This window comes from Colwellia sp. (genome assembly GCF_013214175.1).
Lineage (GTDB): Bacteria > Pseudomonadota > Gammaproteobacteria > Enterobacterales > Alteromonadaceae > Colwellia.
Genome location: NZ_JABSPA010000008.1, coordinates 67662 through 89972 on the forward strand (window position 1 = coordinate 67662; position 22311 = coordinate 89972).

General features: G+C 38.8%; 23 protein-coding genes and 2 pseudogenes. 3 read left to right on the plus strand and 22 right to left on the minus strand.

All coding sequences use genetic code 11. The annotated features are described in order from the left end of the window. Positions 1-7: 7 nt before the first annotated feature. From HRT55_RS17125 to HRT55_RS17215, 21 genes and pseudogenes are all read right to left on the minus strand, one after another. Positions 8-1756 (minus strand): SpoIIE family protein phosphatase, encoded by a 1749-nt coding sequence (locus HRT55_RS17125; RefSeq protein ID WP_291623159.1) that lies wholly within the window; start codon positions 1754-1756, stop codon positions 8-10. A 34-nt stretch (positions 1757-1790) separates the two neighbouring features. Continuing rightward, positions 1791-2096: an STAS domain-containing protein gene (locus HRT55_RS17130; RefSeq protein WP_291623161.1), complete on the minus strand. Its 306-nt coding sequence runs from the start codon at positions 2094-2096 to the stop codon at positions 1791-1793. A 47-nt stretch (positions 2097-2143) separates the two neighbouring features. Continuing rightward, entirely contained in the window at positions 2144-3334 is a 1191-nt protein-coding gene (locus HRT55_RS17135; protein WP_291623164.1) for a methyl-accepting chemotaxis protein, read from the minus strand. Beyond that, on the minus strand, positions 3331-4446 hold the full coding sequence (locus HRT55_RS17140) for a chemotaxis response regulator protein-glutamate methylesterase (protein WP_291623166.1): 1116 nt from the start codon (positions 4444-4446) through the stop codon (positions 3331-3333). The genes HRT55_RS17135 and HRT55_RS17140 overlap by 4 nt, the downstream gene beginning before the upstream one ends. 26 nt (positions 4447-4472) lie before the next feature. Continuing rightward, the gene (cheD, locus tag HRT55_RS17145; protein ID WP_291623167.1) at positions 4473-5132 is read right to left on the minus strand and encodes a chemoreceptor glutamine deamidase CheD; all 660 of its coding nucleotides are present in this window, start codon (positions 5130-5132) and stop codon (positions 4473-4475) included. 36 nt (positions 5133-5168) lie between these two features. Beyond that, positions 5169-6074 (minus strand): protein-glutamate O-methyltransferase CheR, encoded by a 906-nt coding sequence (locus tag HRT55_RS17150; RefSeq protein WP_367241223.1) that lies wholly within the window; start codon positions 6072-6074, stop codon positions 5169-5171. Between the two features lie 62 nt (positions 6075-6136). Beyond that, positions 6137-6904, minus strand: a pseudogene (locus HRT55_RS20975) (methyl-accepting chemotaxis protein); the annotation flags it as partial. Next, positions 6898-6942 carry a hypothetical protein gene (locus HRT55_RS20980; protein WP_367241224.1) on the minus strand — a complete coding sequence of 15 codons (45 nt, stop codon included), beginning with the start codon at positions 6940-6942 and terminating at the stop codon, positions 6898-6900. The pseudogene HRT55_RS20975 and the gene HRT55_RS20980, both read right to left, overlap by 7 nt. 175 nt (positions 6943-7117) lie before the next feature. After that, a pseudogene (locus HRT55_RS17155) lies at positions 7118-9742 on the minus strand (PAS domain-containing protein); the annotation flags it as partial. A 134-nt stretch (positions 9743-9876) separates the two neighbouring features. Then, positions 9877-10428 carry a chemotaxis protein CheW gene (locus HRT55_RS17160; protein WP_291623171.1) on the minus strand — a complete coding sequence of 184 codons (552 nt, stop codon included), beginning with the start codon at positions 10426-10428 and terminating at the stop codon, positions 9877-9879. Between the two features lie 33 nt (positions 10429-10461). Beyond that, entirely contained in the window at positions 10462-10989 is a 528-nt protein-coding gene (locus tag HRT55_RS17165) for a chemotaxis protein CheW (RefSeq protein WP_291623174.1), read from the minus strand. After that, positions 10986-13154 carry a chemotaxis protein CheA gene (locus tag HRT55_RS17170; RefSeq protein ID WP_291623176.1) on the minus strand — a complete coding sequence of 723 codons (2169 nt, stop codon included), beginning with the start codon at positions 13152-13154 and terminating at the stop codon, positions 10986-10988. The genes HRT55_RS17165 and HRT55_RS17170 overlap by 4 nt, the downstream gene beginning before the upstream one ends. Before the next feature lie 123 nt (positions 13155-13277). Next, a complete protein-coding gene (locus HRT55_RS17175) occupies positions 13278-13640 on the minus strand; it encodes a response regulator (protein ID WP_291623178.1) in 363 nt (120 codons plus the stop codon). Positions 13641-13714: 74 nt separating this feature from the next. Beyond that, the gene (locus HRT55_RS17180; protein ID WP_291614719.1) at positions 13715-13990 is read right to left on the minus strand and encodes a lipid asymmetry maintenance protein MlaB; all 276 of its coding nucleotides are present in this window, start codon (positions 13988-13990) and stop codon (positions 13715-13717) included. A gap of 274 nt (positions 13991-14264) precedes the next feature. Continuing rightward, positions 14265-14465 carry a DnrP protein gene (locus HRT55_RS17185; protein WP_291623180.1) on the minus strand — a complete coding sequence of 67 codons (201 nt, stop codon included), beginning with the start codon at positions 14463-14465 and terminating at the stop codon, positions 14265-14267. A gap of 31 nt (positions 14466-14496) precedes the next feature. Next, positions 14497-16353 carry a VWA domain-containing protein gene (locus HRT55_RS17190; protein ID WP_291623182.1) on the minus strand — a complete coding sequence of 619 codons (1857 nt, stop codon included), beginning with the start codon at positions 16351-16353 and terminating at the stop codon, positions 14497-14499. Between the two features lie 180 nt (positions 16354-16533). After that, a complete protein-coding gene (locus HRT55_RS17195) occupies positions 16534-16959 on the minus strand; it encodes a group 1 truncated hemoglobin (protein ID WP_291623184.1) in 426 nt (141 codons plus the stop codon). A 107-nt stretch (positions 16960-17066) separates the two neighbouring features. After that, positions 17067-17486 (minus strand): hypothetical protein, encoded by a 420-nt coding sequence (locus tag HRT55_RS17200; RefSeq protein ID WP_291623186.1) that lies wholly within the window; start codon positions 17484-17486, stop codon positions 17067-17069. 95 nt (positions 17487-17581) lie between these two features. Beyond that, on the minus strand, positions 17582-17863 hold the full coding sequence (locus tag HRT55_RS17205; protein ID WP_291623188.1) for a cytochrome C oxidase subunit IV family protein: 282 nt from the start codon (positions 17861-17863) through the stop codon (positions 17582-17584). Between the two features lie 37 nt (positions 17864-17900). Beyond that, positions 17901-18485, minus strand: coding sequence for a cytochrome c oxidase subunit 3 family protein (locus HRT55_RS17210; protein ID WP_291623190.1), 585 nt, complete (start codon positions 18483-18485; stop codon positions 17901-17903). Positions 18486-18556: 71 nt separating this feature from the next. Beyond that, positions 18557-19339, minus strand: coding sequence for a CbbQ/NirQ/NorQ/GpvN family protein (locus HRT55_RS17215; protein WP_291623192.1), 783 nt, complete (start codon positions 19337-19339; stop codon positions 18557-18559). 251 nt (positions 19340-19590) lie between these two features. On the opposite strand from HRT55_RS17215, the gene HRT55_RS17220 reads away from it, so the two are divergent. The 3 genes from HRT55_RS17220 (at position 19591) to HRT55_RS17230 (ending at position 21073) form a co-directional block, all read left to right on the plus strand. After that, a complete protein-coding gene (locus HRT55_RS17220; protein ID WP_291623194.1) occupies positions 19591-20157 on the plus strand; it encodes a septation protein A in 567 nt (188 codons plus the stop codon). A gap of 67 nt (positions 20158-20224) precedes the next feature. Then, a complete protein-coding gene (locus HRT55_RS17225) occupies positions 20225-20527 on the plus strand; it encodes a YciI family protein (protein ID WP_291623196.1) in 303 nt (100 codons plus the stop codon). 114 nt (positions 20528-20641) lie between these two features. After that, positions 20642-21073: a lysozyme inhibitor LprI family protein gene (locus tag HRT55_RS17230; RefSeq protein ID WP_291623198.1), complete on the plus strand. Its 432-nt coding sequence runs from the start codon at positions 20642-20644 to the stop codon at positions 21071-21073. Between the two features lie 89 nt (positions 21074-21162). Here the strand turns inward: HRT55_RS17230 and HRT55_RS17235 are convergent, their stop codons facing one another. Next, positions 21163-22227: an AI-2E family transporter gene (locus tag HRT55_RS17235; protein ID WP_291616472.1), complete on the minus strand. Its 1065-nt coding sequence runs from the start codon at positions 22225-22227 to the stop codon at positions 21163-21165. Positions 22228-22311: the final 84 nt, after the last annotated feature.

The window sequence follows — 22311 nt, forward strand, 5'->3', positions numbered from 1 at the left end:
ATGCTACTTAATCGTGCCAAATATAGCTGGCTGTCACTAAGGTACCTTGCTCTTGATAATCCAGGGTGTCACAAAGTTGATTTACTAATTCTACCCCACGACCACTTAACTTTAATCCGTCATTCATGGCAATGCTGTTATCTTTAAAAACATCCAATATATCAAAACCTTGACCACTATCTTTAATATTTATGACCATCTTTCCGCCATGTGCAAGCGGGAAATATTTTAGCGCTATACCGACAAAATCTTCAGATACTTTGTTATCCTCGTTGGCCAACAGATCTAGCCTGTGTGCTCGCTCTTTAAAATATTGACTGAAACCCTCTGCAGAATTTTTTAGCGAGGAGTTTAATCCTAGCACTCCGTGGTCAAGCGCATTGATAAACAGTTCTGTTAATATAGTATATAAACTTTGCCAGTGCTCGCCAGCGCCCTCTAAATCATTAATTTGATTCATAACTAACGGAATTGGGTTAACCTTTTTAAGTAGCCCTCCCGTTAAATGTAAGTGGTATGACCAAGTAGGTAATGAGTTGTCGGCTAAAGCAAAGTAGTTATCTTCTTCAGTGAAACCTTCAGGAATTGTTACTTTATTGCTCACCTTTATTTGTTGCCAGCCACTACAGGGAACATCGACTAAAGAAATATCATCTTCTTGCTCACAATTTTCACAAAAGTCATCAAGGCTGCTCAAAACATTATTAACAAGATCCTTCTGAATGATGCCGGCAATAGCCGCTTGTTCAAAACGATGAAAATCAAAAAGGTCACCTGCAGGGTTTCTCGCCTCTACTATGCCATCAGTAATAAAAACTAATCGGTCATTAGGTTTTACCTGTACCACTTCGACCTGAGCATCGGCTAATAATTGCGGTAATATACCTAAAGGCGGATGTGTGGAGACAAATTGCTGTTTGATGGTCCCCTGAACATCAAATAAGTAACCATCGGGTAAACCGGCATTAAATATATATGCCGACTTTTCATGCTCTGAAATGCAGGCGAAACAAGCGGCAAAAAACAAATCACCGGGAAGTAAGGTAAACATTTGTCGGTTTAATTGCGCGACAATATCTAATATGGAAAAGCCCTTTTTAGTCATGGCTCTAAACGTATCAGTCACAGGAATAGCACCAATTGATGCCCGTAAGCCATGACCAGTAAAGTCGCCAAGTAAAACATGAATGTCCCCATTTGGGCACAAAGCGGTTAGCTGGATATCGCCACTAAAAATAGTGGCCGCCTTTTTAATAGTACCAATTTTATCTAAAGCAAAGTTTCTTGCTTCAATCACCCCTGACATCATTTTTTCAGCCAGCTCAGCATCATTTTGTTGCTCTAGTTGTAGGCCTTTTACCTGGTCAACTAAATCACTAATCCTTTGCATTGCCTTTATTTTTGCCTTAAAAACCTTAGGGGTAAAAGGCCGTACCAAAATACTATCACCGCCCGCATCAACACTATCGATAAAAGCTTGTTCGCTATCCATACTGGTAATAAAAATAAGCGGTGCGAGTGTGCCCTCCCCTGAAAGTTTTTTTATTCTTCGAGTTGCTTCAAACCCATCCATAATGGGCATATTAATATCCATTAAGACAAGGTCAGGTTGATGTTCAATATACATTTGCACACCACTAGCGCCATCATTGGCAATAATTACCTGATAATCTTCCTCTTTCAGTAATACCGATAGCAATTTACATTGCATTTTTGAATCATCAACAACTAAAGCAATCTTTTGAATTCTAGGCATAGCTCGTCCCTAGTCTGTTTAAGGAAATAATAAACTACTCAATCGTCATTAACCGTTGAAATTGTGCTATTTCTAGAATTTTCCTTACCGTGTCGCTTGGCTTGGAAATCGTTAATTGCCCCGCATAAAGTTGCACATGATCTTTAAGTAATAAGATCATACCTAACGCTGAACTGTCCATATATTCTGTTTTGCTTAAATCAAGTACATAGCTTAAATCTTGAGTTGTTATACTGCTGTAAGCATCACGAAATAGTTGGTGCAATGAGAAATCAAAGCGATCATCAATTGCAATAACAAGTTCTTTTCCATCTCCTGAGATTCGACTGCTAACGGTCATAAAAGCATTCCTTATAGTTAGTTAATTACATAGGTTAAATAAATAAGTTAAAATAAATCTACTTCGCCTTCTTCCATATTAAGCTGCAATACACTGCGTGATTCATCTGCTTTTCTTGTCGCTTGATAGACATTTTGACAAGTCGATTTGAGCATAAGTAATTGTTGGTGCACGTCTATATCGGTGTCTTTATTGAACGTTGCCAAGACATCACTGATTTCATGAATACTGCTGACATTCATTTGCAAGGACTCTAGTGACTGCCTCGTAATATCTTCAAATTGCAACGAACGAATGCCAAGGCTTACGGCTTGAGTAATCTTAGGTGATAAAATAGCAAGCTCTTCAACATTCTTTGCTGTCTGAATGTTAACGTCCTCCACATGGCTCATCATGACCGACATTTGCTCTTTCGCTTCAAGGGTTGAGGTCATATCAGCAGAGGCCATTACTTCAACAGATGAACGTAGATTGGCAATGATGCCCTTGGCTTTATTTATTTCAGTACGAATATCCTCATTTAGCGCGGTGGAGCCGACAGACAATGAGCGCACTTCATTTGCAACAACGGCAAAGCCACGGCCAGCCTCTCCCGCTCTTGCCGCTTCAATAGCTGCATTTAAGGCCAATAAATTGGTTTGACTGGCTAAGCCCTCAACTTGCGCTAATAACTTAAATATACGTTCAAATTGTGACACCATCTCATCGGTATAAGTCATAGTTTCAAGGCTTTGTTTGCTGGTATTAATAATGACACCAACAAAGTCGTCTAAGGTTTTATTTGAATCGATGACAAAGTTTTCTAATGTTGCCCCTTTATCATCTTCTTCACTGCCCGAATGAGAAATAAGTGCTTTGATCATATATTGCTGCTCTTCACTTAAACTCTGCAGGTGCTTAAAGCTATCCGATATGCCAATTACCGCATCAGCAACCACTTCTTTGGTCCGCTCTAACTCTTGTTCAACGATATTTATTTCTTGGTGAATAAATTGTTGTAATTCAAAAATGACACTATGGATAAGTTCCTCATCAACCACAGACATGCCCAGGCCAGTTTTAGGTATACTTTCTTGTCGGATTATCTGATTAATTTTAGCAGCTAAATACACCAACAAAATCAGTAAGCTAGATAGGAATACAATAAAAAAGGTTTTATCATCAATAATAAGGTAACTTGCCAGCGACAGCAGGCATAAAAAGCACGATGCATACAAACCATTTTTTATATTTATCATAAAACGTCCCTAACAGTATTTTTTGCTAAAACGTCTTGCATTTCTGTTCTACTTAAACTTGCATATCTCAGCAAATGTTTCGATATTTCAAGTAAAGGTGACTGCATAGTATAAGCAGAAATAGCATGGGCCCTGCCAGGCATGCCCCAGATAAGACTTGAGTTTTTATCTTGAATTATGGTTCGTGAACCGAGCTCTTTTAGCCGTAACATGCCATGGGCACCATCTTGCCCCATGCCAGTTAACAAGACCGCTTGTACGTTATCGGCGAACTCACAAACAGAGTCAAATAACACATCGACAGCGGGTTTATGTCGATTAACCTCTTCACCATCACTTAAAGTACAAAACAAAGCACCATTTTTATGCACTACTTCTAAATGTTGATCTCCTGGGGCGATATATACATGACCCGCTTTAATTTTTTGGCCATGACTTGCCTCATGCACCTCAACTTGGCAGTTGTCATTTAAGCGCTGGGCGAAACGTAAACTAAAGGTTTTAGGGATATGTTGGGTTATAACAATGGCAGGAGAATTACTGGGTAAACTAACAAGAAGTTTTTTAATCGCTTCGGTTCCCCCTGTAGAGGCGCCTATGGCAATAAGGTGGTTAGCACGCTTGCTACCACTAAAAGATAAAATATTCTGGCTATCTTTAACAACTTTATTGCTTGTTAACGTATCCGATAATTTAAAATTCTTTTGATCTATAGTGACTGCTTGAGTTATTTTCTCCGTTAACACTTCTCTAAAGCTGGCTTGGGTGGCAAGTAACTCTTGTACCGTTGGCTTAGCAATGAAATCTACCGCGCCAATTTCAAGAGCTTGTAAAGTAATGTCTGCCCCTTTAGTGGTAAGTGTGGAAAGCATAATGACGGGCATAGGGCGCAAACGCATCAAATTAATAAGAAAAGTAATACCATCCATTTTCGGCATTTCTACATCTAAAGTTAATACATCTGGGTTTAATTTTTTGATCAGATCTCTAGCCACGAAGGCATCTTCAGCCTCGCCAACAACTACAATATTTGAACTGTGGCTTAATGCTTCCTTGATGATGTTGCGAATAACCGCGGAGTCATCAACAATAAGTACTTTAATTATATCCATATAATTTTACTCCTTTGCAGTTACCACTAAAAAAGTTCAACATCACCACTAACCTCTTTTTTATTAATTTCACTGCGATAATTACTTTCTCGGCGAATAATAGTGTCATTGTGCAAGTTATCCAGTCGCTTAATAAGTACTCGGCCACTATAAGGTTCAAAAATGACTTTTCTGGGGTAAATATCCCCGATATCACTACTTTCAATGACAATCTCTTCCTGATCTAAATAGGCCAAGGCAAAATCAATGTTCTTCTGGCCAACATCAGACATTTGATTTAGCACCTTTGCGCCACCAAATAGCTTTGCTCTTAAATTTTTTCGACAACCACCTGACCTTAAAATAGTATTAATGAGATGTTCCATAGCAAAGTTACCATAACGGGTTGCATCTGCCGTTTTGTCTCTTTGTCCCCAATTAACTTCATGTGCTTCTTTATTGGTGATCGGTAACATAAAGTGATTCATACCTCCTATACGGCTATTCTCATCCCAGATACACGCTGAAATACATGAACCCAGAGTTGTTGCTATAGCAACATTTTCAGTGGTCATATAAAATTCACCCGGTAAAATTTTGGCAACAACCATATCTCGTTGTTTATCCCAATAATGATTAATCTGCATAAATTCCGGCAAGCAAAGCGCCATATATTCAGATATTTGTGGATGATTATTACGTAGCACAAAACTTCCTTATTAAAACTGGCTTTAGGTGAATACCTATGGTTTTCTAAAAATGGTTCTCCCCACGCTACTAAAATACTGTTGATAATTACCTAAATTCTCACTGTGTCCTAGAAAAAGTAAACCTCCTGGGGCAAGCATTTCATAATAACGGGAGAATAATTCTTGCTGGGTTTTTTTATCAAAATAGATAATGACGTTTCGGCAGAAAATAGCATCAAAGGGCCCTTGCATCGGCCATTCATGTAATAAATTAAGCTGCTTAAAAGTGATCATATTTTTTAGCTTGTCATGTACTTTGACACTTTCGCTATTTTGCCCACGCCCCTGAAAAAAATAGTTTTGTTTTAATTTTTTTGGAATTTCTTCAATACGATTAAGATCATATATTCCTACTTTACCTTTCGCTAAAACATTACTATCGATGTCAGTGGCGAGAATTTTCACATCCCAGCGAGCTAGTTCATTTTTAAGCGCTTCAAGTATCGTAATGGCTATACTGTACGGCTCTTCTCCGGTGGAACTTGCAGAGGACCAAATTCTAAGTACCTTTTTACCACTCGCACCCGCCGCTTTGTTTTTCATCAAAGCCGGAAGCTCCTCATTGGTTAGATATTCAAAGTGATGATTTTCGCGAAAGAAACTGGTTAAATTAGTGGTTATAGAATTAATAAAATAATCTTTTTCTTGCTCACCTTGGTCTCTTAATAACTGACAATATTCAGAGAAAGTATTAAGATTTCGTTCCCTGATTATGCGAGTTAATCGTCGGTATAACATCTCCCTTTTACTATCATTGAGCACAATACCGGTATTGTTATAAACAAACTGGCAAATAAACTTAAAATCGCCTTGAGACAGTTGCATCGCCTGATCTCTATTAGCCCGACGGTCTTGCAGATGACCTTGCATATGATTAGTATTCCTCCTTAGCTCAGTCATCCCCATTTCCTCTCCATTATTTTCGTTCTAAATTCCTAGTTTTACTGTTTTATCTTGAACTGTTAGAACTCCTCCCATTCTTGATCTACGGCTGTGCTTGGACGTTTGGCTCTGCGTGTTGGCGCCGGACTTGCTGGACTAAAGTTTGACTGCCTCGCTGCTGGCGCCGCTTGTCTTGGAGCAGCTTGTCTTGGTGCTGCTTGTCTTGGGGCAGGTCTTCTTTGATGTTGCTCTGCTGGTTGTTGTTGTTGTTGTTGTTGGCCGTTATCGCCATTATTGAAAAAGGCAACTTGATCTAATAATGATTGAGACTGTTCTTCCATCGATTTACTTGATGCGGATGCCTCTTCAACCAATGCTGCATTTTGTTGAGTCATTTCATCCATTTGACTCACCGCCGCGCTCACTTCACCAATACCAGCAGATTGCTCTTTACCGGCACTATCAATATCGGCAATCATTTTACTGACATCTTCTATGGCCGTCACTAATTCACTAAAGGTTTGCCCTGTTTCATCAACTAACTTAGTGCCTTGACCAACCGCTTCGACACTGTCATTAATTAAGCCTTTAATTTCTTTCGCTGCACCTGCGGAGCGTTGTGCTAGATTCCTTACCTCTGCCGCGACTACCGCAAAACCGCGACCTTGTTCACCAGCTCTTGCCGCTTCAACCGCAGCATTTAGTGCCAGTAGATTGGTTTGGAAAGCTATTTCATCAATAACACTAATGATATCCGCAATCTTTTTACTGGATTTATTTATATCACTCATGGCCGTAATGGCATTTCGAACCACAGCGCCACCACTACTGGCCTTCTCCATCACAGATTTTGATAACTTACTTGCTTCAGTTGAATTCTCCGCATTTTGTTGCACCGTACTGGTTAACTCTTCCATGGCAGAAGCCGTTTCTTCTAAGCTTGAAGCTTGTGATTCGGTACGATGACTTAACTCATTATTTCCTGCGGCAATTTCGCGCGCTGAATCAAAAACATTGGTGGAAGCATTACGTATTTCATCAACCATTTGACTTAGATTTTCAATGGAGCCATTCATCGCATTAGCCAGTGCCAGGAATTCGCCACCATAATCACTACGCATACTTTGGGTTAAATCCCCCTCTGCAAGCGCTTGTGCAACTTGAATAGCATCATTAATAGGCTCAACAATTGAATCCATCAAACTATTAATATTATTGCCTAACTCCTTCATGAAACCTTGGTACTCCTCGGTAGTGATACGGCTATCTAACTTACCGGCGATAGCATCGGTAATTAACTTATCTATCTGACTTTGTGCATCTTTTTCTTCAGTTAAATCTACCCATTGCACCCCTGTGCCCACATGATTCCCATCGCTATCTCGTAAAGCCATGGCAATAAGTTGAAAGGTTAAGCCCGCAACCGAAATTTCAGTGGTATAGGGTAAATTAGCAGGATTGCCTAATAAATTTTGTTGATGTGCTGGGTTTTTATGGAAGCTATCAAAATTGGTACCGACCATAGTATCGACATTAAAAGAAGGTAAGACAGAACGTAGTGTTGTTTCTCTACGACGTAACATAGTTACTACTGCTGGGTTGGCATAAACAATATTACCGTGAGTATCAGCCATCATTATATTAGTAGTCATGCCTTCCATGGTCGAGGTTAAGCGCCCTACTTCAACAGCGTTTTGTCTTGCTGCTGTAACATCTTGCCATTCTAGGGCATTACCTATGTACTCGCCACTGGCATCCAAAATGGCGGTAACATTAAGCTGGAAGGTTAGGTGTTTTATCTGAATATCGGTCGAATATGGTAAGTTATTCGGGTCATCGAGTAATTTACGTTGATGGGCCGGATTCTTATGGAAACTGTCAATGTTAGTGCCAATAATCACCTCGGGATCGGCTTTAAAGCCAGGCCAATTTTCGGCAAAGGTCGCTTCGTGTTCTTTCAGTAAATCTAAAGTAGCTTTATTAGCGTAGGTAATAACAAAGTCCCTATCAATCATGATATTGGCGGTACCCGATTGATCAATGGCGCCTTGTAACTGCACGGTTTTATTTTCTGCCGCACGCGCCGCGGTGACATCTTGCCATTCAAGGGCATTACCTATGTACTCGCCAGCTGCATCCATAATAGCGGTAACATTGAGCTCAAAGGATAAGTGTTTAATTTGAATATCGGTTTTATAAGGTAAGTTATTCGGGTCATCGAGTAGTTTACGTTGATGTGAGGGCACTTTATGAAAAGTGTCAATGTTAGTGCCAATAATCACCTCGGGGTCGGCGACAAAACCAGGCCAGTTATCGGCAAAGGTCGCTTCATGTTCTTTTAATAAGGCAAGTGTGGCCGCGTTAGCATAGGTAATATTAAAATCTCTATCGACCATGATATTAGCAGTACCCGATTGGTCAATAGCGCCTTGTAACTGGGCTGTTTTATTTTCTTGTGCTCGCGCTGCGGTGACATCTTGCCATTCCAGCGCATTACCTATGTACTCGCCAGCTGCATCCATAATAGCGGTAACATTAAGCTCAAAGGATAAATGTTTGATTTGAATGTCGGTTTTATAAGGTAAATTATTCGGATCAGACAGTAATTTACGTTGATGTGACGGCACTTTGTGGAAACTATCAATATTGGTGCCAATAATAATTTCAGGGTCGGCGACAAAACCCGGCCAATTGTCAGCAAAGGTCGCTTCATGTTCTTTCAGTAAAGCCAAGGTGGCGGCATTAGCGTAGGTAATATTAAAATCTCTATCAATCATAATATTGGCAGTACCCGATTGGTCTATCGCGCCTTGTAACTGTACGGTTTTGTTTTCTTGCGCTCGGGCCGCCGTCACCTCTTGCCACTCCAGTGCATTACCTATGTAGTCACCCTTGGCATCTAAAATAGCACTGACATTGAGTTCAAAAGATAAGTGTTTAACTTGAATATCGGTTTTATAAGGTAAGTTACTCGGATCGTCGAGTAGTTTACGTTGATGTGATGGAACTTTATGAAAACCATCAATATTGGCGCCGATAAGCGCCTCTTTACTCGCTTCAAAGCCCGGCCAGTTTTCTGCAAAGGTCTGCTCATGCTTTTTAAGTAAAGCTAAAGTGGCTTCGTTGGCATATGTGACTTCAAAATCTCGATTAATCATCATAAATGCAGTCGCTGATTGTTCGAGTGCCCCTTGCAGTTGCACGGATAAATCGTTGCTTTGCTCATTTTTGACGGTATTCTTTTCCATGGTAGGTCCTTTTGCTGACTGAGTTGTTGCGGCGGCATCAGCTGCGGCAATCATAGTAGTTGCTAAGGTTTGGTATACCACTGTCCAAGCCTTTTTAACGGGGGCGGTAAAGTCATCACCTAAACCTATTGCTAAGGTTTTTAGTAACGCAGCGCCAACCGTATCGTAATGTTCAGGCTCTGCGCCGTAGCGAAGATGTTTAGCGCCTAAATTTTGCACTGCAGGAATTAATTTATCCGGGTTATCAAGTAACTTAACCGCAACATCAAGCATTGCCATTAATTTTTTGCCTTGCTCGGCCATATCATCAGGAAATAATGCTTTTAATGAAGGGTCCATTTCAAACAAAGTGGTATAAAATATGTCTGCGGCTTGTGGCGCAATAGGTAATACTTTTTGCCAACTTTTTTGCACTAAACTTATTTGCTTCGGGTTCATAAGTTATTTTCCTGTGTGGTTATTTTTAATTTATTTTTAATTTATTTTAATTAAATTTTAATAATGGCTGATGGTGTAGTCGCTCTCTTTTACCTGGGTTTACCTTTGATTTACCTTGGCTATAAATTTTCTAGTTAAGCACTTGATAAGGTTGGTGCAGAGGTTGTTGACGCTTGGCTAACCTCTACGTTCGCTGTCACTTGCTCAGACCTTGTTTCACTCTTATGAACAGTGCGATATAAGTCTTCTTCATTTAATAAAGAATCACTGTCGAGTAAAATAATTAGCTTGTCATCGACTGTCGCCATGCCTTTAAGAAAGCAGCCATCAATATTATTGCCAAAAGCAGGGGCTTTACGTATAGCTTGGCGGTTAAACTTATAAACCTCTGACACTGCATCAACAATAATGCCAACTACCATACTGCTGGCTTTAGATTGCTGCCGTAAAATGATGGTGATGGTTTGTTTATTATATTCAAGTGCGGGTTGACCAAAACGTTCACGCAAATCAATAATAGGAATGATTACCCCCCGTAAATTAATGACGCCTTTAATATAATTTGGCTTATTCGGAAGTTCGGTAATTGAGCTCCAGACACGAATCTCTTGCACACATAGAATGTCAACGCCATACTCTTCGCCTTTAAGTATGAAAGTAAGATATTCTTGTTCTATATCAGTCATGCTCTTTCCTTAAACAAAATTGTTACGGTATTACTAACTATGCAGGCTATGCGGTTCTACTTTTTGCAAATGATTAACATTAAGTATGGTGACGACATTTTTTTCACTGTTTATTAAGCCATCGATATATTGTTGACCCACACAGCCGCCAAATGCTGGCGCTGGTTTAATATCAGTACTCTCAATATTAAGCACATCAGAAACAGCATCAACAACAAAACCAATAGTGCGTGATGACTCTTCGCTTTCGTAGGTAAGTACAATCACTACGGTTGTTTCTAAGTAAGTCGCTTCACCAATGCTAAATTTGAGGCGTAAATCGACAATGGGCACGATAATGCCTCTCATATTAATGACACCCTTAATATAACTTGGCGAATTAGGGATTTTTGTTGGTTGCTCCCAACTTCTAATTTCTTCGACACACAAAATATCAACCGCATATAGCTCTTGTGCTAACATAAACGTTAGATACTGATCACCGCTGGTGATAAAGTCGACGCCTTCAACAACGTGTTCACCTTCAGCGGGAATATCTTGTGCCATCTCTTGAATATTCATAAACAAACCTCCGCTGTTACACTAGCATTACCATCAGTTTTTACCCGTTGGGCTTGTTGGGCTTGTGCTAACGCCATATGGATAATTCCCGGTATATCTAGAATCATAGCGACGGAGCCATCACCAAGAATTGTCGCCCCTGATATACCTCCGACCTGTTGGTAATTATCTTTTAAACTTTTTATAACCACCTGCTGTTGAGCCAGTAAATCATCAACCATCAAACCAATTTTTTGACCATCAGCTTCAACAACAACCAGTAAGGCGTTGTCTATTTCTGTACATTCTGTCGCCAAATTAAACAGTTGATAAATAGGTAGCACTGGCACATTGTCATCACGTAAGCGATAAAGCACCATATCGCCCGAAACACGATTAATAAGTTTGTTATCAATTTGCAGTGATTCAACAATAGAAATGAGTGGGATGATGTAGGTTTCGCTGCCCACTTTGACCAGTTGACCGTCTAAAATGGCCAATGTTAGCGGTAAGTGCACCTTAAATGAGCTGCCTTTACCTAGGGTAGATTTAACTTGAATTCTGCCACCAAGTGATTGAATATTGCGCTTAACCACATCCATGCCAACACCACGGCCGGAGATATCGGTGACTTCTGCCGCGGTTGAAAAACCTGGTTCGAATAATAAGTCATATACCTGACTATCCGTTAAGATAGCATTCGCTTCAACAAGCCCTTTTTCTACCGCTTTCGCTAATACAATTTCTCGGTTAATACCGGCGCCATCATCGTTAATTTCAATAACAATATTGCCACCTTGGTGATAGGCATCTAAAGAAATGGTACCTTTTGCTGATTTGCCATTAGCAAGTCTAACTTCACTTGTTTCGATGCCATGGTCAGCAGCATTCCTCACTAAATGTACTAACGGATCGCCAATTTGTTCCATTACCGTTTTATCTAATTCGGTTTGTTCACCTTTGATCACTAACTCCATTTCCTTACCGGTTTTTACCGCTAGATCATGAACAAGGCGAGGAAAGCGATTAAAGGCAAAACTGATCGGTAGCATGCGAATACGCATGACACTTTCTTGTAATTCTTTGGTATTTTGTAATAGTTGCTCAAGACCACTGGTGAGCCGTTCAACTTTGTCCATTTCAAAATCGTTACCCAGTTCTGACAACATAGACTGAGTGATAACTAATTCGCCCACTAGATTAATTAAATTATCTACTTTATCTACACCAACCCTAATGGAACCAACCTCAGCTTTTCCTTTAGTTTTAGTTTTAGTTTTAGAGGTTATATTGTTATCTTCGGCAGTAGAGTCAATAACCAGTTTTGTTTCAGGGTCCTGCACTTCAATATCTTCAGTAGGTTTTTGGCTGGTGTCAGGCTCTGTTTGCTGTTCATTATTTGTTAGAGTGCTTGAAGGCGAGCTTGATGACTGGGTTGATGAAGTACTTGCTGAGATACTTGCTGAGGTAGTTGATGGGGCTTTTATTGGCACTAATTCTAATAAACATTCATCTTCAACCCATTCAAATATTTCTCTGACCTCGCTTTCATCTACTTCAGTATAAAGCGTTAATTGCCAACTTAAATAAAGCTCTTGAGCATCAATGTCCTTTAAAGCGGGTAAATCTTTGGTATCGGCACAAAGTGTTAACTCACCTAGCTCTGCTAAAGCACTGAATAAAAAAATGGGATCATTGCCCGTTTTCGCTAAGCTATGCTCTGGTACGAAATTGATGTTATAACCAGAGATATTATTTTCTGCAACTTTCGTTGTACTTTGATTATCACTGTCCGTTGAGAGCTCATCACCCAAAGTTTCAGCTAAGCGCTTAGACGTTTTCTCAACCTTATCAATATCATACTCTTCATCATCCCGTGCGGCTTCTATTAATAAGCGCATACAATCGATGGAATCAAGCAATATTTCGGTATCTTTAGGGCTGATTTCGCGTCGGCCATCACGCATTTCATCAAGTAATGTTTCTACTAAATGAGTAAACTCAGTGACGTTATCAAAGCCAAAGGTTCCTGCCCCGCCTTTAATTGAGTGCGCGGCTCTAAAAATTGTGTGAATTGTTTCATTATCCCCCTCTTGCAAATTTAATAATTCAGACTCCATTACCTCGAGTCCTTCAAAGCTCTCTTCTAAGAAACTTGGAATAAATTGTGATAAATCAACACTCATAACTGATTACCTACTCTTTCCTTGTCAAAAATCGGGACATTATCACGACAGGGTACTTATATGATAAGTACCTAAGATAAGTATGTTACTAAACGGTTAAACAGGTTTTTTATACTAACAATGTCACTTAACCACTCGTTTAATGGTGGCTAATAATTTTTCTGGGTTAAAAGGTTTAACCAACCAACCCGTTGCTCCGGCCGATTTACCGCGCATTTTCATATCAGTGGAGCTTTCTGTGGTTAACATCAAAATAGGGGTAAATTTAAAATCACCTAACTTGCGTAACTCAGTGCATAAACTAATGCCATCCATATTGGGCATATTTACATCGGAAATGACCAAGTCAAAATTACTGCTTTTAGCCTTATTTAGACCATCCAGACCATCTTTAGCCTCGACGGTTTCGTAGCCGGCACTTTTTAAGGTAAAACTGACCATATCTCTTATTGAGTTTGAGTCATCAACAACTAGCACTTTAGTCATACTGGTTTCCTCATCGTTTAATGCATCGTAGTTTTGTGTTGTTAGCGTTATTTCTCATCGGAAAAACCAAGATTTCAATCCTTGATATATTGCAATAAAATGGCATCTTTGATACCAAGTTGTTGAATACTTTCCTTTAAGATGCTGGATTTTGATTGCCACTTAATTTCTTTACCCTGGGCAATGATGTAGGTAACAACGGCAAGGATAAACTGCACTCCGATAGTATCAATCCGTGCTAAGTCACTATCATCAATGGATATCACATCTTGACCATCTATTATTGGTATGATTAGCGCTTGATACTCGTTCACCTGAGCAATCGTTAAGTCACTGGGGAATTTAATCATTTTTTAATATCCGTATTTTTATTATTTTGCTTTGTGCCTTAAAGCATATGACAGATTTAACGGAATGCAAGAAAGTGTATTCAAAAAGAATGGAATGATGCAACACACTGAAATATAGATACTTTATATAGATTGAAAAATATACAGATAAAGCTTTTAGACTACATTGCAGCTAGCATAAAATATTGAAAGTGCAAGGAAAAATACTTTCCCTTACACTTTATAAGGAATTACCAGCGAGTAAATTGGCCTTGTACCTGCCAAATCAAGGGTATTAACGTGGTAAATAGAAGACCATAACCAAGCAAAACAGCGCTATAAGCCAGAAAGCTTTAACAAAAAACCTGACTTTACTATTTCTATCATTGGGATGTTTTTCGGGTAGCGCCATGCCGCAGTGTCGACATGGTTGTTTTTCATCATCACAGTTATTTTCTGTTTGGCAATACAAACATGTTTTTGTTAATTGAGCCATATTTACCTCTTTTATATTTCACAGCTGATGGTTACTGTGAGGTGAGTTGGTGATATAACTGCGGCAAACGCAATGGTAATTGCGCCGGTCGTAATATCTGGGTAAAACCATCATTGCCAAATAAGTAAGGTAAGTACTCTTGGGCATCGACATCTATGCTGATACAAAAAGGTTTAATACCTAAACGTTTGGCTTCATTTATCGCTTGATGAGTATCCTCAATGCCAAATCGTCCTTCATAGTGATCTATATCATTTGGCTTGCCATCGGTTAATATCAGTAAAAGTTTATCTGTGGTCTTTTGCTCACTAATGACCTTAGTTGCTTGACGAATTGCCGCGCCCATTCGAGTATAAAATCCGGGGGTAATTGCTTGAATGCGCCCTCTGACCTGATCACTATAATTTTCATTAAAGTTTTTCAACATAGTAAAGCGAATATGGCTACGTTTTACCGAAGAAAAACCGTACATAGCAAAACGATCTCCGACTGACTGTAGTGCTTCGCCAAATAACAACAAACTTTCTTGCACTACGTCAATTACCCGATTGTCATTATCTAAGTGTGAATCAGTCGACATAGATAGGTCGGCTAATAATAGACAAGATAAATCGCGATTATTACCCCGATAAGATTTAAACAAACCCTTTTCGGCGGTTGCTGCGGTTTTACTTTCAATATGAAAATCAAGCCAAGCATTGAGATCAAGCTCTTCTCCTTGCGGCTGAGCTTTGAGCCAATATCTGACACTGCGTAATTGCTCAAATTGTGCTTGGATCATTTTGGCTGTTTTTTGTAGTTTAACGGGTAACTTCGCCGGCGCAGCGTCACGTGGCAGCATAGGTTGAAGTAAACAGCGATCAGCTTGTAAGGTTTGAGTTTTATAATTCCACTCAGGTAACTTTATTCCTTCACCCAGTGGAATATCATCTTGTGAGGCCGAGGGTAAATCTAAATCAATTTTTATTTGACCACTTTTTTGATGCTCTTGCTTTTTGGTCAAGGTGATTTTATCTAGATCATCAATAGTACTTTGATAATCGTCTTCATCTTCATCAGTGTCATCCGTGCCACGGTCCATTTTTGAAAATTCACTCCATGAGAACAAGCTTTCTAAACGAAAAATCATCATGCCGCCGCGACTATCCGGTTCATCGACCCGCTCTGCTTTTTTTCGTGCACTGCGGGATTTCTTTGCTATTTTTTTCTCTGATTCTTTATCTTCACTATCCGTTAATAATTCATCTTCATCAAGTTCCGCAGCAACTACATCATCACTGTTCGCCGAAGGGTAAAGCCATAGGTAAACGGCCTTTGGAGCAAAGTTTACTACGGGAAAATCCGTTACCGAGCCTGGAGTAAATATGGCATCTCTTATGGCTTGTTCCATGATTCGTTCCACTTGTTGCATCTTTTCTAACGGCGGACGCATCGCTACAAAAGCTTTGGCTAAGCGGCAATATCGTTTATGTAATGCGGGAAATTTCTCTAGTACCTCTACTACTAACGCTTGGTTATCTTTGGCCCAATGACGGAAATTACCATCATGATGTGCAGCCAAAACGGCTAACCAAATATAGAGATCATAATTAAGGGTTTTGTCATTAAAGACGGCTAAAGATTCAGGCAAACGTAAACTCTCTTCATCTTGCCAAGCGAGGCTTACCAGTTGATTGTCGCCAGATATTTTTTGCAAGAAGCTTTTACGGGTAAGATATTCACGCCCTGTTGCTGCTTCCACGCGTTTAACAACATCACCACCTAAGGCTCTAAAAACCATAGCAACGGATTTACTTACTTGATCAAAATAGACACGCTCGTCGTCAAACTCAGGGTTTGCTTTACGGGTAATATATTTGTGCCAAAGTCCACCAACCCACTCTTCCATAACCTTAATTCTTTCATTCAGTTAAATAATAGTAAGATTGTATCAACAAAATTTTCACTTGCTGTGATGTGGGTCAACAGAAGGTTATTTCACTTGCAATAGCTTGTTCATTACGAGTGAAATTAAGCCCGAAAGAGGGGAAATAGCCATAGTAGGAGTATTTATTAAACCTAGCTGAGGTTATTTAGGTTTAGGAAAATTTAAAATAGGGTCGTTATTAAAACGTGGTTTACATTCAGTAGGCAATTTTTTAACCAAGACTCGACGAAAAGATTCATCAAGGGTCAGCCACTGATTAACCAATTCGGGATGGGTATTGGTTTCTCTAAAAGTATCTAAAAGTAGTTGTCTTCTAACATCAAATAACTCGTCCGGAATAAACATATGTTTATGCGCTATTGGCGGCGCTTTGCCTATGTAGTGATTTTCGCCGCCCAAGACTTTTTGCATAAAATCAACTTGCTGGTCTTCAATATGCTGCTGTGAAATATTAAGAAAATACTGCTTTAACCATGGGTGTTGATAAACTTTATCGTAAAAAACTTTGTTAATAGTAATTAAACTAGCGCGCCCGCCTATTCGGTTAAAGTTTTCACTTCTGGTCATTGCACAATGCGCCCCTATAGCCATTAGAAGAATAAATAGTTAACTAAATTATTACTAAACATTAGCTAAATTGTAGCCAAACTATAGGGTAAAAAAGCTAACATGGATTAAAATATAGGCAGTTTATTTGCCATTGCTCTCGCTAAATTAAACATACCAAGCAAGACAAAACCTGCATGCAAAGTAACAAAATACACTAAGCCAACCATAATAGAGGTTTGCAGCTCCGCTGAGAAATAAATGACCAATGAAGGTATAACTGCCAGTAACAGGCCCGCTAACACCGACAATTGTATACTGCGTATCAAATGAATTTTAGCTATACCTAGATTTCTCAGCCACACCTCATTATTACCGCTACTATTTTTAGCATGTTCGCCATTAATTTTTTTTTGCTGCTTAAATTGCTTAAAGTAATAAAGTAATACTAAGAAAAAAACGCCAGGCAGCAGAAGTAAATTTGCTAGGTATAAAGATTGATAAATTACCGCAAACTTACCGCTTGGGCTAGGGCTTCGATTAATCACACTTCTCTCCTTGATTTTATTTTTAATGACTAAGCTATTTTTAATGACTAGAATTTTTTAAATATTGTCTGTTAGTTGTTTTGGCATTACCAATATTAAACTAAATAAATAACGGCAATAATGAATGGTATCAAGATAATGTAACTTAATAACAGCCAACGCCACAATTTAGGTGCATGATGAAGCTCCATAAAGACATCAACAATTTGTTGGCCTTTAATCACCACGATGCTTAGCGCGCTCACGATATATAGACTTCGATTATCAATAAAACTTGCTAATAAAACCGCAACTATGGTTAAGGCAATCAGTAATAACCAACTGAGGGTAGCAAGGTTCTTTGTTTTGAAGTCTTGTATTGATTTATCTTTATTCACTTGAGAGAAAACTCCATTCGAACTATATACACTATGGTTAAATAACATAAATAAGTGGAAACAAGATAATCCATAATAAGTCCACCATATGCCAATAACTGGCGCCGGCTTCAAAGCCTGAAAGATTATGAGTTTGAGTTTGTTCATGCCAAACACTATGGGCAATGATAGCGAGGATAACCATACCCAATAACACATGCATTAAATGAAAAGCGGTGATTAAAAAATATAAAGTAAAAAAAGTATTGGTTTCAATAGTTATACCGAGTTCAAATAACGAAAGGTACTCCCAAACTTTGACCGTAATGTAAATTACAGCAAAAGCTTTAGCGGTAAATAATAAGTACACCGCCTGCTTTGACTGAGCCTTGTACATAGCCCTTAATGCTAAGGCAACAAAAAAGCTACTGGTAATTAGCGCTATGGTATTGATCAAGCCAAAGCTTTGATGTAATTGTGCCTTACCCTCAGTAAACATTGCCGGATATTGCTGTTCGCTGATGGCAAAGCCAATAAAGAAAATGGCAAAGACGGTAAGCTCTGCCAAGATAAAAAACCACATGGCTAAATCACCCGGTAGTTTTTTATTTTCTTGTGCTGCTGTAAATGATGCATTTGTCATAAAAATTAAACGATAACTTATGGATAACTGATTGAGAATTTATTGATAGCTTATTGAGAGCTTATTGATAACTAGTCGAAGTAGATTCTGGCAACGTCCATTAAAGCTCGCACTGTTTGTGGATCATCCGTCAATGGCTCAGCTAAACAGCAACGGCACACTTCTAATGGATCCATACCAGAGCTGATCATTCGGGCAGCGTAAATTAATAAACGGGTTGAAGCGACTTCATCTAAATCATTTTGTTCTAACCGACGTAACGCGCCCGCAAGCTCAACAAGTTTAAAGGCTAAATGAGGGTCAGCGTCGGCTTCTTTAATAAGTATTTGTTGCTCAAGTTCAGCACAGGGGTATTCAAAGCGTAAAGCGACAAAACGTTGCCGAGTACTGGCTTTCATGCCTTTTAGTAGGTTTTGATAACCTGGGTTATAAGAAACCACCAACATAAAGCCAGGCGCTGCTTCAAGTATTTCACCGGTACGCTCTAAGGGCAGTATACGGCGGTCATCCGCTAAAGGGTGTAATACCACTGTGGTATCTTTACGTGCCTCGACTACTTCATCTAAATAACAAATACCTCCTTCTCTCACCGCTCGGGTAAGTGGTCCATCTTGCCAATAAGTACCGTTAGGACCAATTAAATGCCGTCCCACTAGATCTGCAGCAGTTAAATCATCATGACAAGCTACCGTATATAAAGGTTTATTAAGTTTTTGTGCCATATGCGCAACAAAACGTGTTTTACCACACCCTGTTGGCCCTTTTATCAATACGGGCAGCTGATGTTCAAAGGCATAATTAAACAATGACACTTCATTGTTTTGTTCTTGGTAAAATAACTTGTCAGTTGTCATGGGAAATACTATCTAGGGTAATTAAACTTAACGCTAAACTACTCTGCTCCCTTTAAAAGTACAATTAGACAACGCCGGTTCATTGATAAGGATCAATGACTAAGGCGAAATAAAGGTTTTATTGTTTAATGATATGTAAATATAAGCTTGGCTATTAAACTCGCATTCGTTAAAATTGGCTTATTGCTAACAGACGATTATTAATATCGCTCTATTTGCTCCCTTAATGTCACTTTTAACAATGGTTTTATATGCAACTATTTCTTGAATACTTCCCACTGATTATCTTTTTCATTGTAAATTCAATCGCCGGGATTTACTGGGCTACGGGTAGCTTAATTGTCGCCGCTTGTTTGCAAATTATTTACTATAAAGTTAAGAAAGAAAAAATCCCCGCTAAACAATGGATAATCTTTGGTTTGGTGGTGGTTTTTGGTGGTCTTACTATTTATTTACAAAATGATGCCTTTCTCAAATGGAAAGTAACCATTATTAATACTTTTTTCGCCGCGGCATTATTAGTGAGTGATATTATTTTCAAAAAGAATATCATTAAACAGTTTTTAGGTGAGTCTTTATCACTACCAAAAAACATTTGGACAAGATTAAACTTTGCTTGGGCAATGTTCTTCCTATTTTGTGCTGGATTAAATTATTACGTAGCGTTTAATTTCGACCTTGATACTTGGGTAAACTTTAAGGTATTTGGCTTAACCGGCTTAATGTTTGTTTTCTCTATTACTTCTATTTTATTACTGTATAAGTATTTACCTATTGAAGAAGATGAAAACGATAAAGTTACCGATGATAAAAAGTAGTCACTCTAATTAAGCTACTGCCCTAATAACAAATTAACTCAAGCAATTATTTAAAGGAATACCCGCCATGTTTTATCTTATATACAGTGAAGATGTTGAAAACTCACTTAGCTTACGCCTATCGGTACGCGATAAACATATTGAGCGTTTAAAAGATTTACAAGCACAGGGGAAATTATTATTAGCGGGTCCATGCCCAGCTATTGATAGTGAAGACCCAGGTGAAGCCGGCTTTACCGGTTCATTAATCGTTGCTGAATTTGATAGTTTAACTGCCGCACAAACATGGGCGGATCAAGACCCTTATATCAGCGCTGGTGTTTATAAAAAAGTCACCGTTAAACCTTATAAAAAAGTATTACCCGCATAATTATTTGATAAAAAAAAAGATTATCAACTAAACTTAGCGCTAAAGATTACTAGCTAGTTTACCTGCTATTTAGCGCACTTTGTACTTGTCACTATTAGAGTTTGTAACCGAAAAATGATCTATAAGAAAACACTACTAACCTTATCACTTTTATATCCTTTATTGATGATGAGCCCTGCTAACGCGGCAAAAGATATTGCCTCATGTCAAAAACAAACCGCTGAGGAAATATCCTCTGCGGCTATGTCTCGGTGTTTAGATAGCGTTATTTCATATGTGGATAGGGAATTACAAACTTGGGTTAACTTACATACTTTTAATTTAGAAGAAAAAGCCTTAGTTAATGGCCGATATTCTGCCTTAAGAATGTTTAAGCGTTCACAAAGTAATTTTATTACTTATAGAGAAAATGATTGTCGCTGGCAATATCTAGCAATATCGCCAGAAAGAGGCGCTGATGTCGCCTATAAAACTTGTTATGTGTTATTAAGCCAAAGTCGGATAACTGCGCTTAGTAAAATTAAAACCACTAACACTGCGTCATAAGCCTTACTTTACCGAACTTCTTTATGCTTATTTAGCATGTTAATTAATTCAAATTAACATGCTAAAACTTACACTAGCTAAGTTTAATCCTAGCTAAGCAGTGCTTGTTCAGTTTTATCATCTAATTCATCTTCATCACTTAGCATCACAGCTAACCAACGACCCTCAGGTGAGCTTTCCAAGCCTATCTTTAATATCATGGTCAGTGGCACACTTAATAACATACCAACAGTGCCTAATAACCAGCCCCAAAATATCAGTGATAAAAACACCACTAACGTCGATAAACCTAAACCTTTACCTAGATATCTAGGTTCAATAATATTGCCCATCACCATATTAATGAAAACAAAGCCCAAACCTATTGCACCAGCGTCACCAATACCTAATTGTAGAATAGCTAAAGTCATCGGTGGTACTGAGGCGATAATAGAACCAATGTTAGGAATATAATTAAGTAAGAAGGCCAATACACCCCAGAGTAAAAAGAAGTCTAAACCAAAGGCCCATAACATCAGCGAAACAATACAACCGGTGGCAATGCTAACCAAGGTTTTAATGGCAATATAATGGTTTACTGAAGAGATAAATCGCTCAATTTGTTGCAAACGCATTTGTGGATCATCTAAAGCTAAATGCAGCTTATGCGGAAAAGATGATGATTCAAACAATATAAACACCACAGTTAAAACAATCAAAAATAGATTTGCCATCACCGAGCCAAAACTTGATAGCATTTCAGCCGCTAAGCCCATGGCTGCAGCGGGATCAAAGTACTCGGTTACGATAGAGGTAGAAAGTTGAATATCGTGTTTGGCAAAAAAGTCCGTTAACCAAACAAATTGTTGTTTGAGTTGCACTCGATATTGAGGAATATACTGTGAAAGTTCATTTAACGAACTGCCCACTAAGCCCGTTAAAAAAACAGCCATAGTGACAATAACGGCGATAACAAAAATTATGGAGATTGCTTTCGGTATTTTGAATTCACTGGCTTTTTTGATTAAGGGGTTACAGATGATAGCGATAAAGACTGACAGTAAAAACGGTACTAATATATTCGCTGCAGTTTTAATACCGGCAAAAATGATAAAAATAGCGGCTACCGTGACAAAGGCTTTTACGATAGAGCTATGATTTGAACTTGAAACCATGAAAATTAATCCTTATATTTTTATGATTTCAATATACCTTAAATACTTTAGTTACACTAGCTTAGCTATGTTTAAGCTCAAGTA

Coding starts and splice junctions, on each gene's coding strand:
- HRT55_RS17175 (WP_291623178.1), bottom strand. CDS start 13,640: ATGACTAAAGTGCTAGTTGTTGATGACTCAAACTCAATAAGAGATATG.
- HRT55_RS17220 (WP_291623194.1), top strand. CDS start 19,591: ATGCAACTATTTCTTGAATACTTCCCACTGATTATCTTTTTCATTGTA.
- HRT55_RS17210 (WP_291623190.1), bottom strand. CDS start 18,485: ATGACAAATGCATCATTTACAGCAGCACAAGAAAATAAAAAACTACCG.
- HRT55_RS17135 (WP_291623164.1), bottom strand. CDS start 3,334: ATGATAAATATAAAAAATGGTTTGTATGCATCGTGCTTTTTATGCCTG.
- HRT55_RS17235 (WP_291616472.1), bottom strand. CDS start 22,227: ATGGTTTCAAGTTCAAATCATAGCTCTATCGTAAAAGCCTTTGTCACG.
- HRT55_RS17230 (WP_291623198.1), top strand. CDS start 20,642: ATGATCTATAAGAAAACACTACTAACCTTATCACTTTTATATCCTTTA.
- HRT55_RS17215 (WP_291623192.1), bottom strand. CDS start 19,339: ATGACAACTGACAAGTTATTTTACCAAGAACAAAACAATGAAGTGTCA.
- HRT55_RS17170 (WP_291623176.1), bottom strand. CDS start 13,154: ATGAGTGTTGATTTATCACAATTTATTCCAAGTTTCTTAGAAGAGAGC.
- HRT55_RS17140 (WP_291623166.1), bottom strand. CDS start 4,446: ATGGATATAATTAAAGTACTTATTGTTGATGACTCCGCGGTTATTCGC.
- HRT55_RS17225 (WP_291623196.1), top strand. CDS start 20,225: ATGTTTTATCTTATATACAGTGAAGATGTTGAAAACTCACTTAGCTTA.
- HRT55_RS17160 (WP_291623171.1), bottom strand. CDS start 10,428: ATGACTGATATAGAACAAGAATATCTTACTTTCATACTTAAAGGCGAA.
- HRT55_RS17125 (WP_291623159.1), bottom strand. CDS start 1,756: ATGCCTAGAATTCAAAAGATTGCTTTAGTTGTTGATGATTCAAAAATG.
- HRT55_RS17165 (WP_291623174.1), bottom strand. CDS start 10,989: ATGAATATTCAAGAGATGGCACAAGATATTCCCGCTGAAGGTGAACAC.
- HRT55_RS17185 (WP_291623180.1), bottom strand. CDS start 14,465: ATGGCTCAATTAACAAAAACATGTTTGTATTGCCAAACAGAAAATAAC.
- HRT55_RS17190 (WP_291623182.1), bottom strand. CDS start 16,353: ATGGAAGAGTGGGTTGGTGGACTTTGGCACAAATATATTACCCGTAAA.
- HRT55_RS17195 (WP_291623184.1), bottom strand. CDS start 16,959: ATGACCAGAAGTGAAAACTTTAACCGAATAGGCGGGCGCGCTAGTTTA.
- HRT55_RS17130 (WP_291623161.1), bottom strand. CDS start 2,096: ATGACCGTTAGCAGTCGAATCTCAGGAGATGGAAAAGAACTTGTTATT.
- HRT55_RS17180 (WP_291614719.1), bottom strand. CDS start 13,990: ATGATTAAATTCCCCAGTGACTTAACGATTGCTCAGGTGAACGAGTAT.
- HRT55_RS17150 (WP_367241223.1), bottom strand. CDS start 6,074: ATGACTGAGCTAAGGAGGAATACTAATCATATGCAAGGTCATCTGCAA.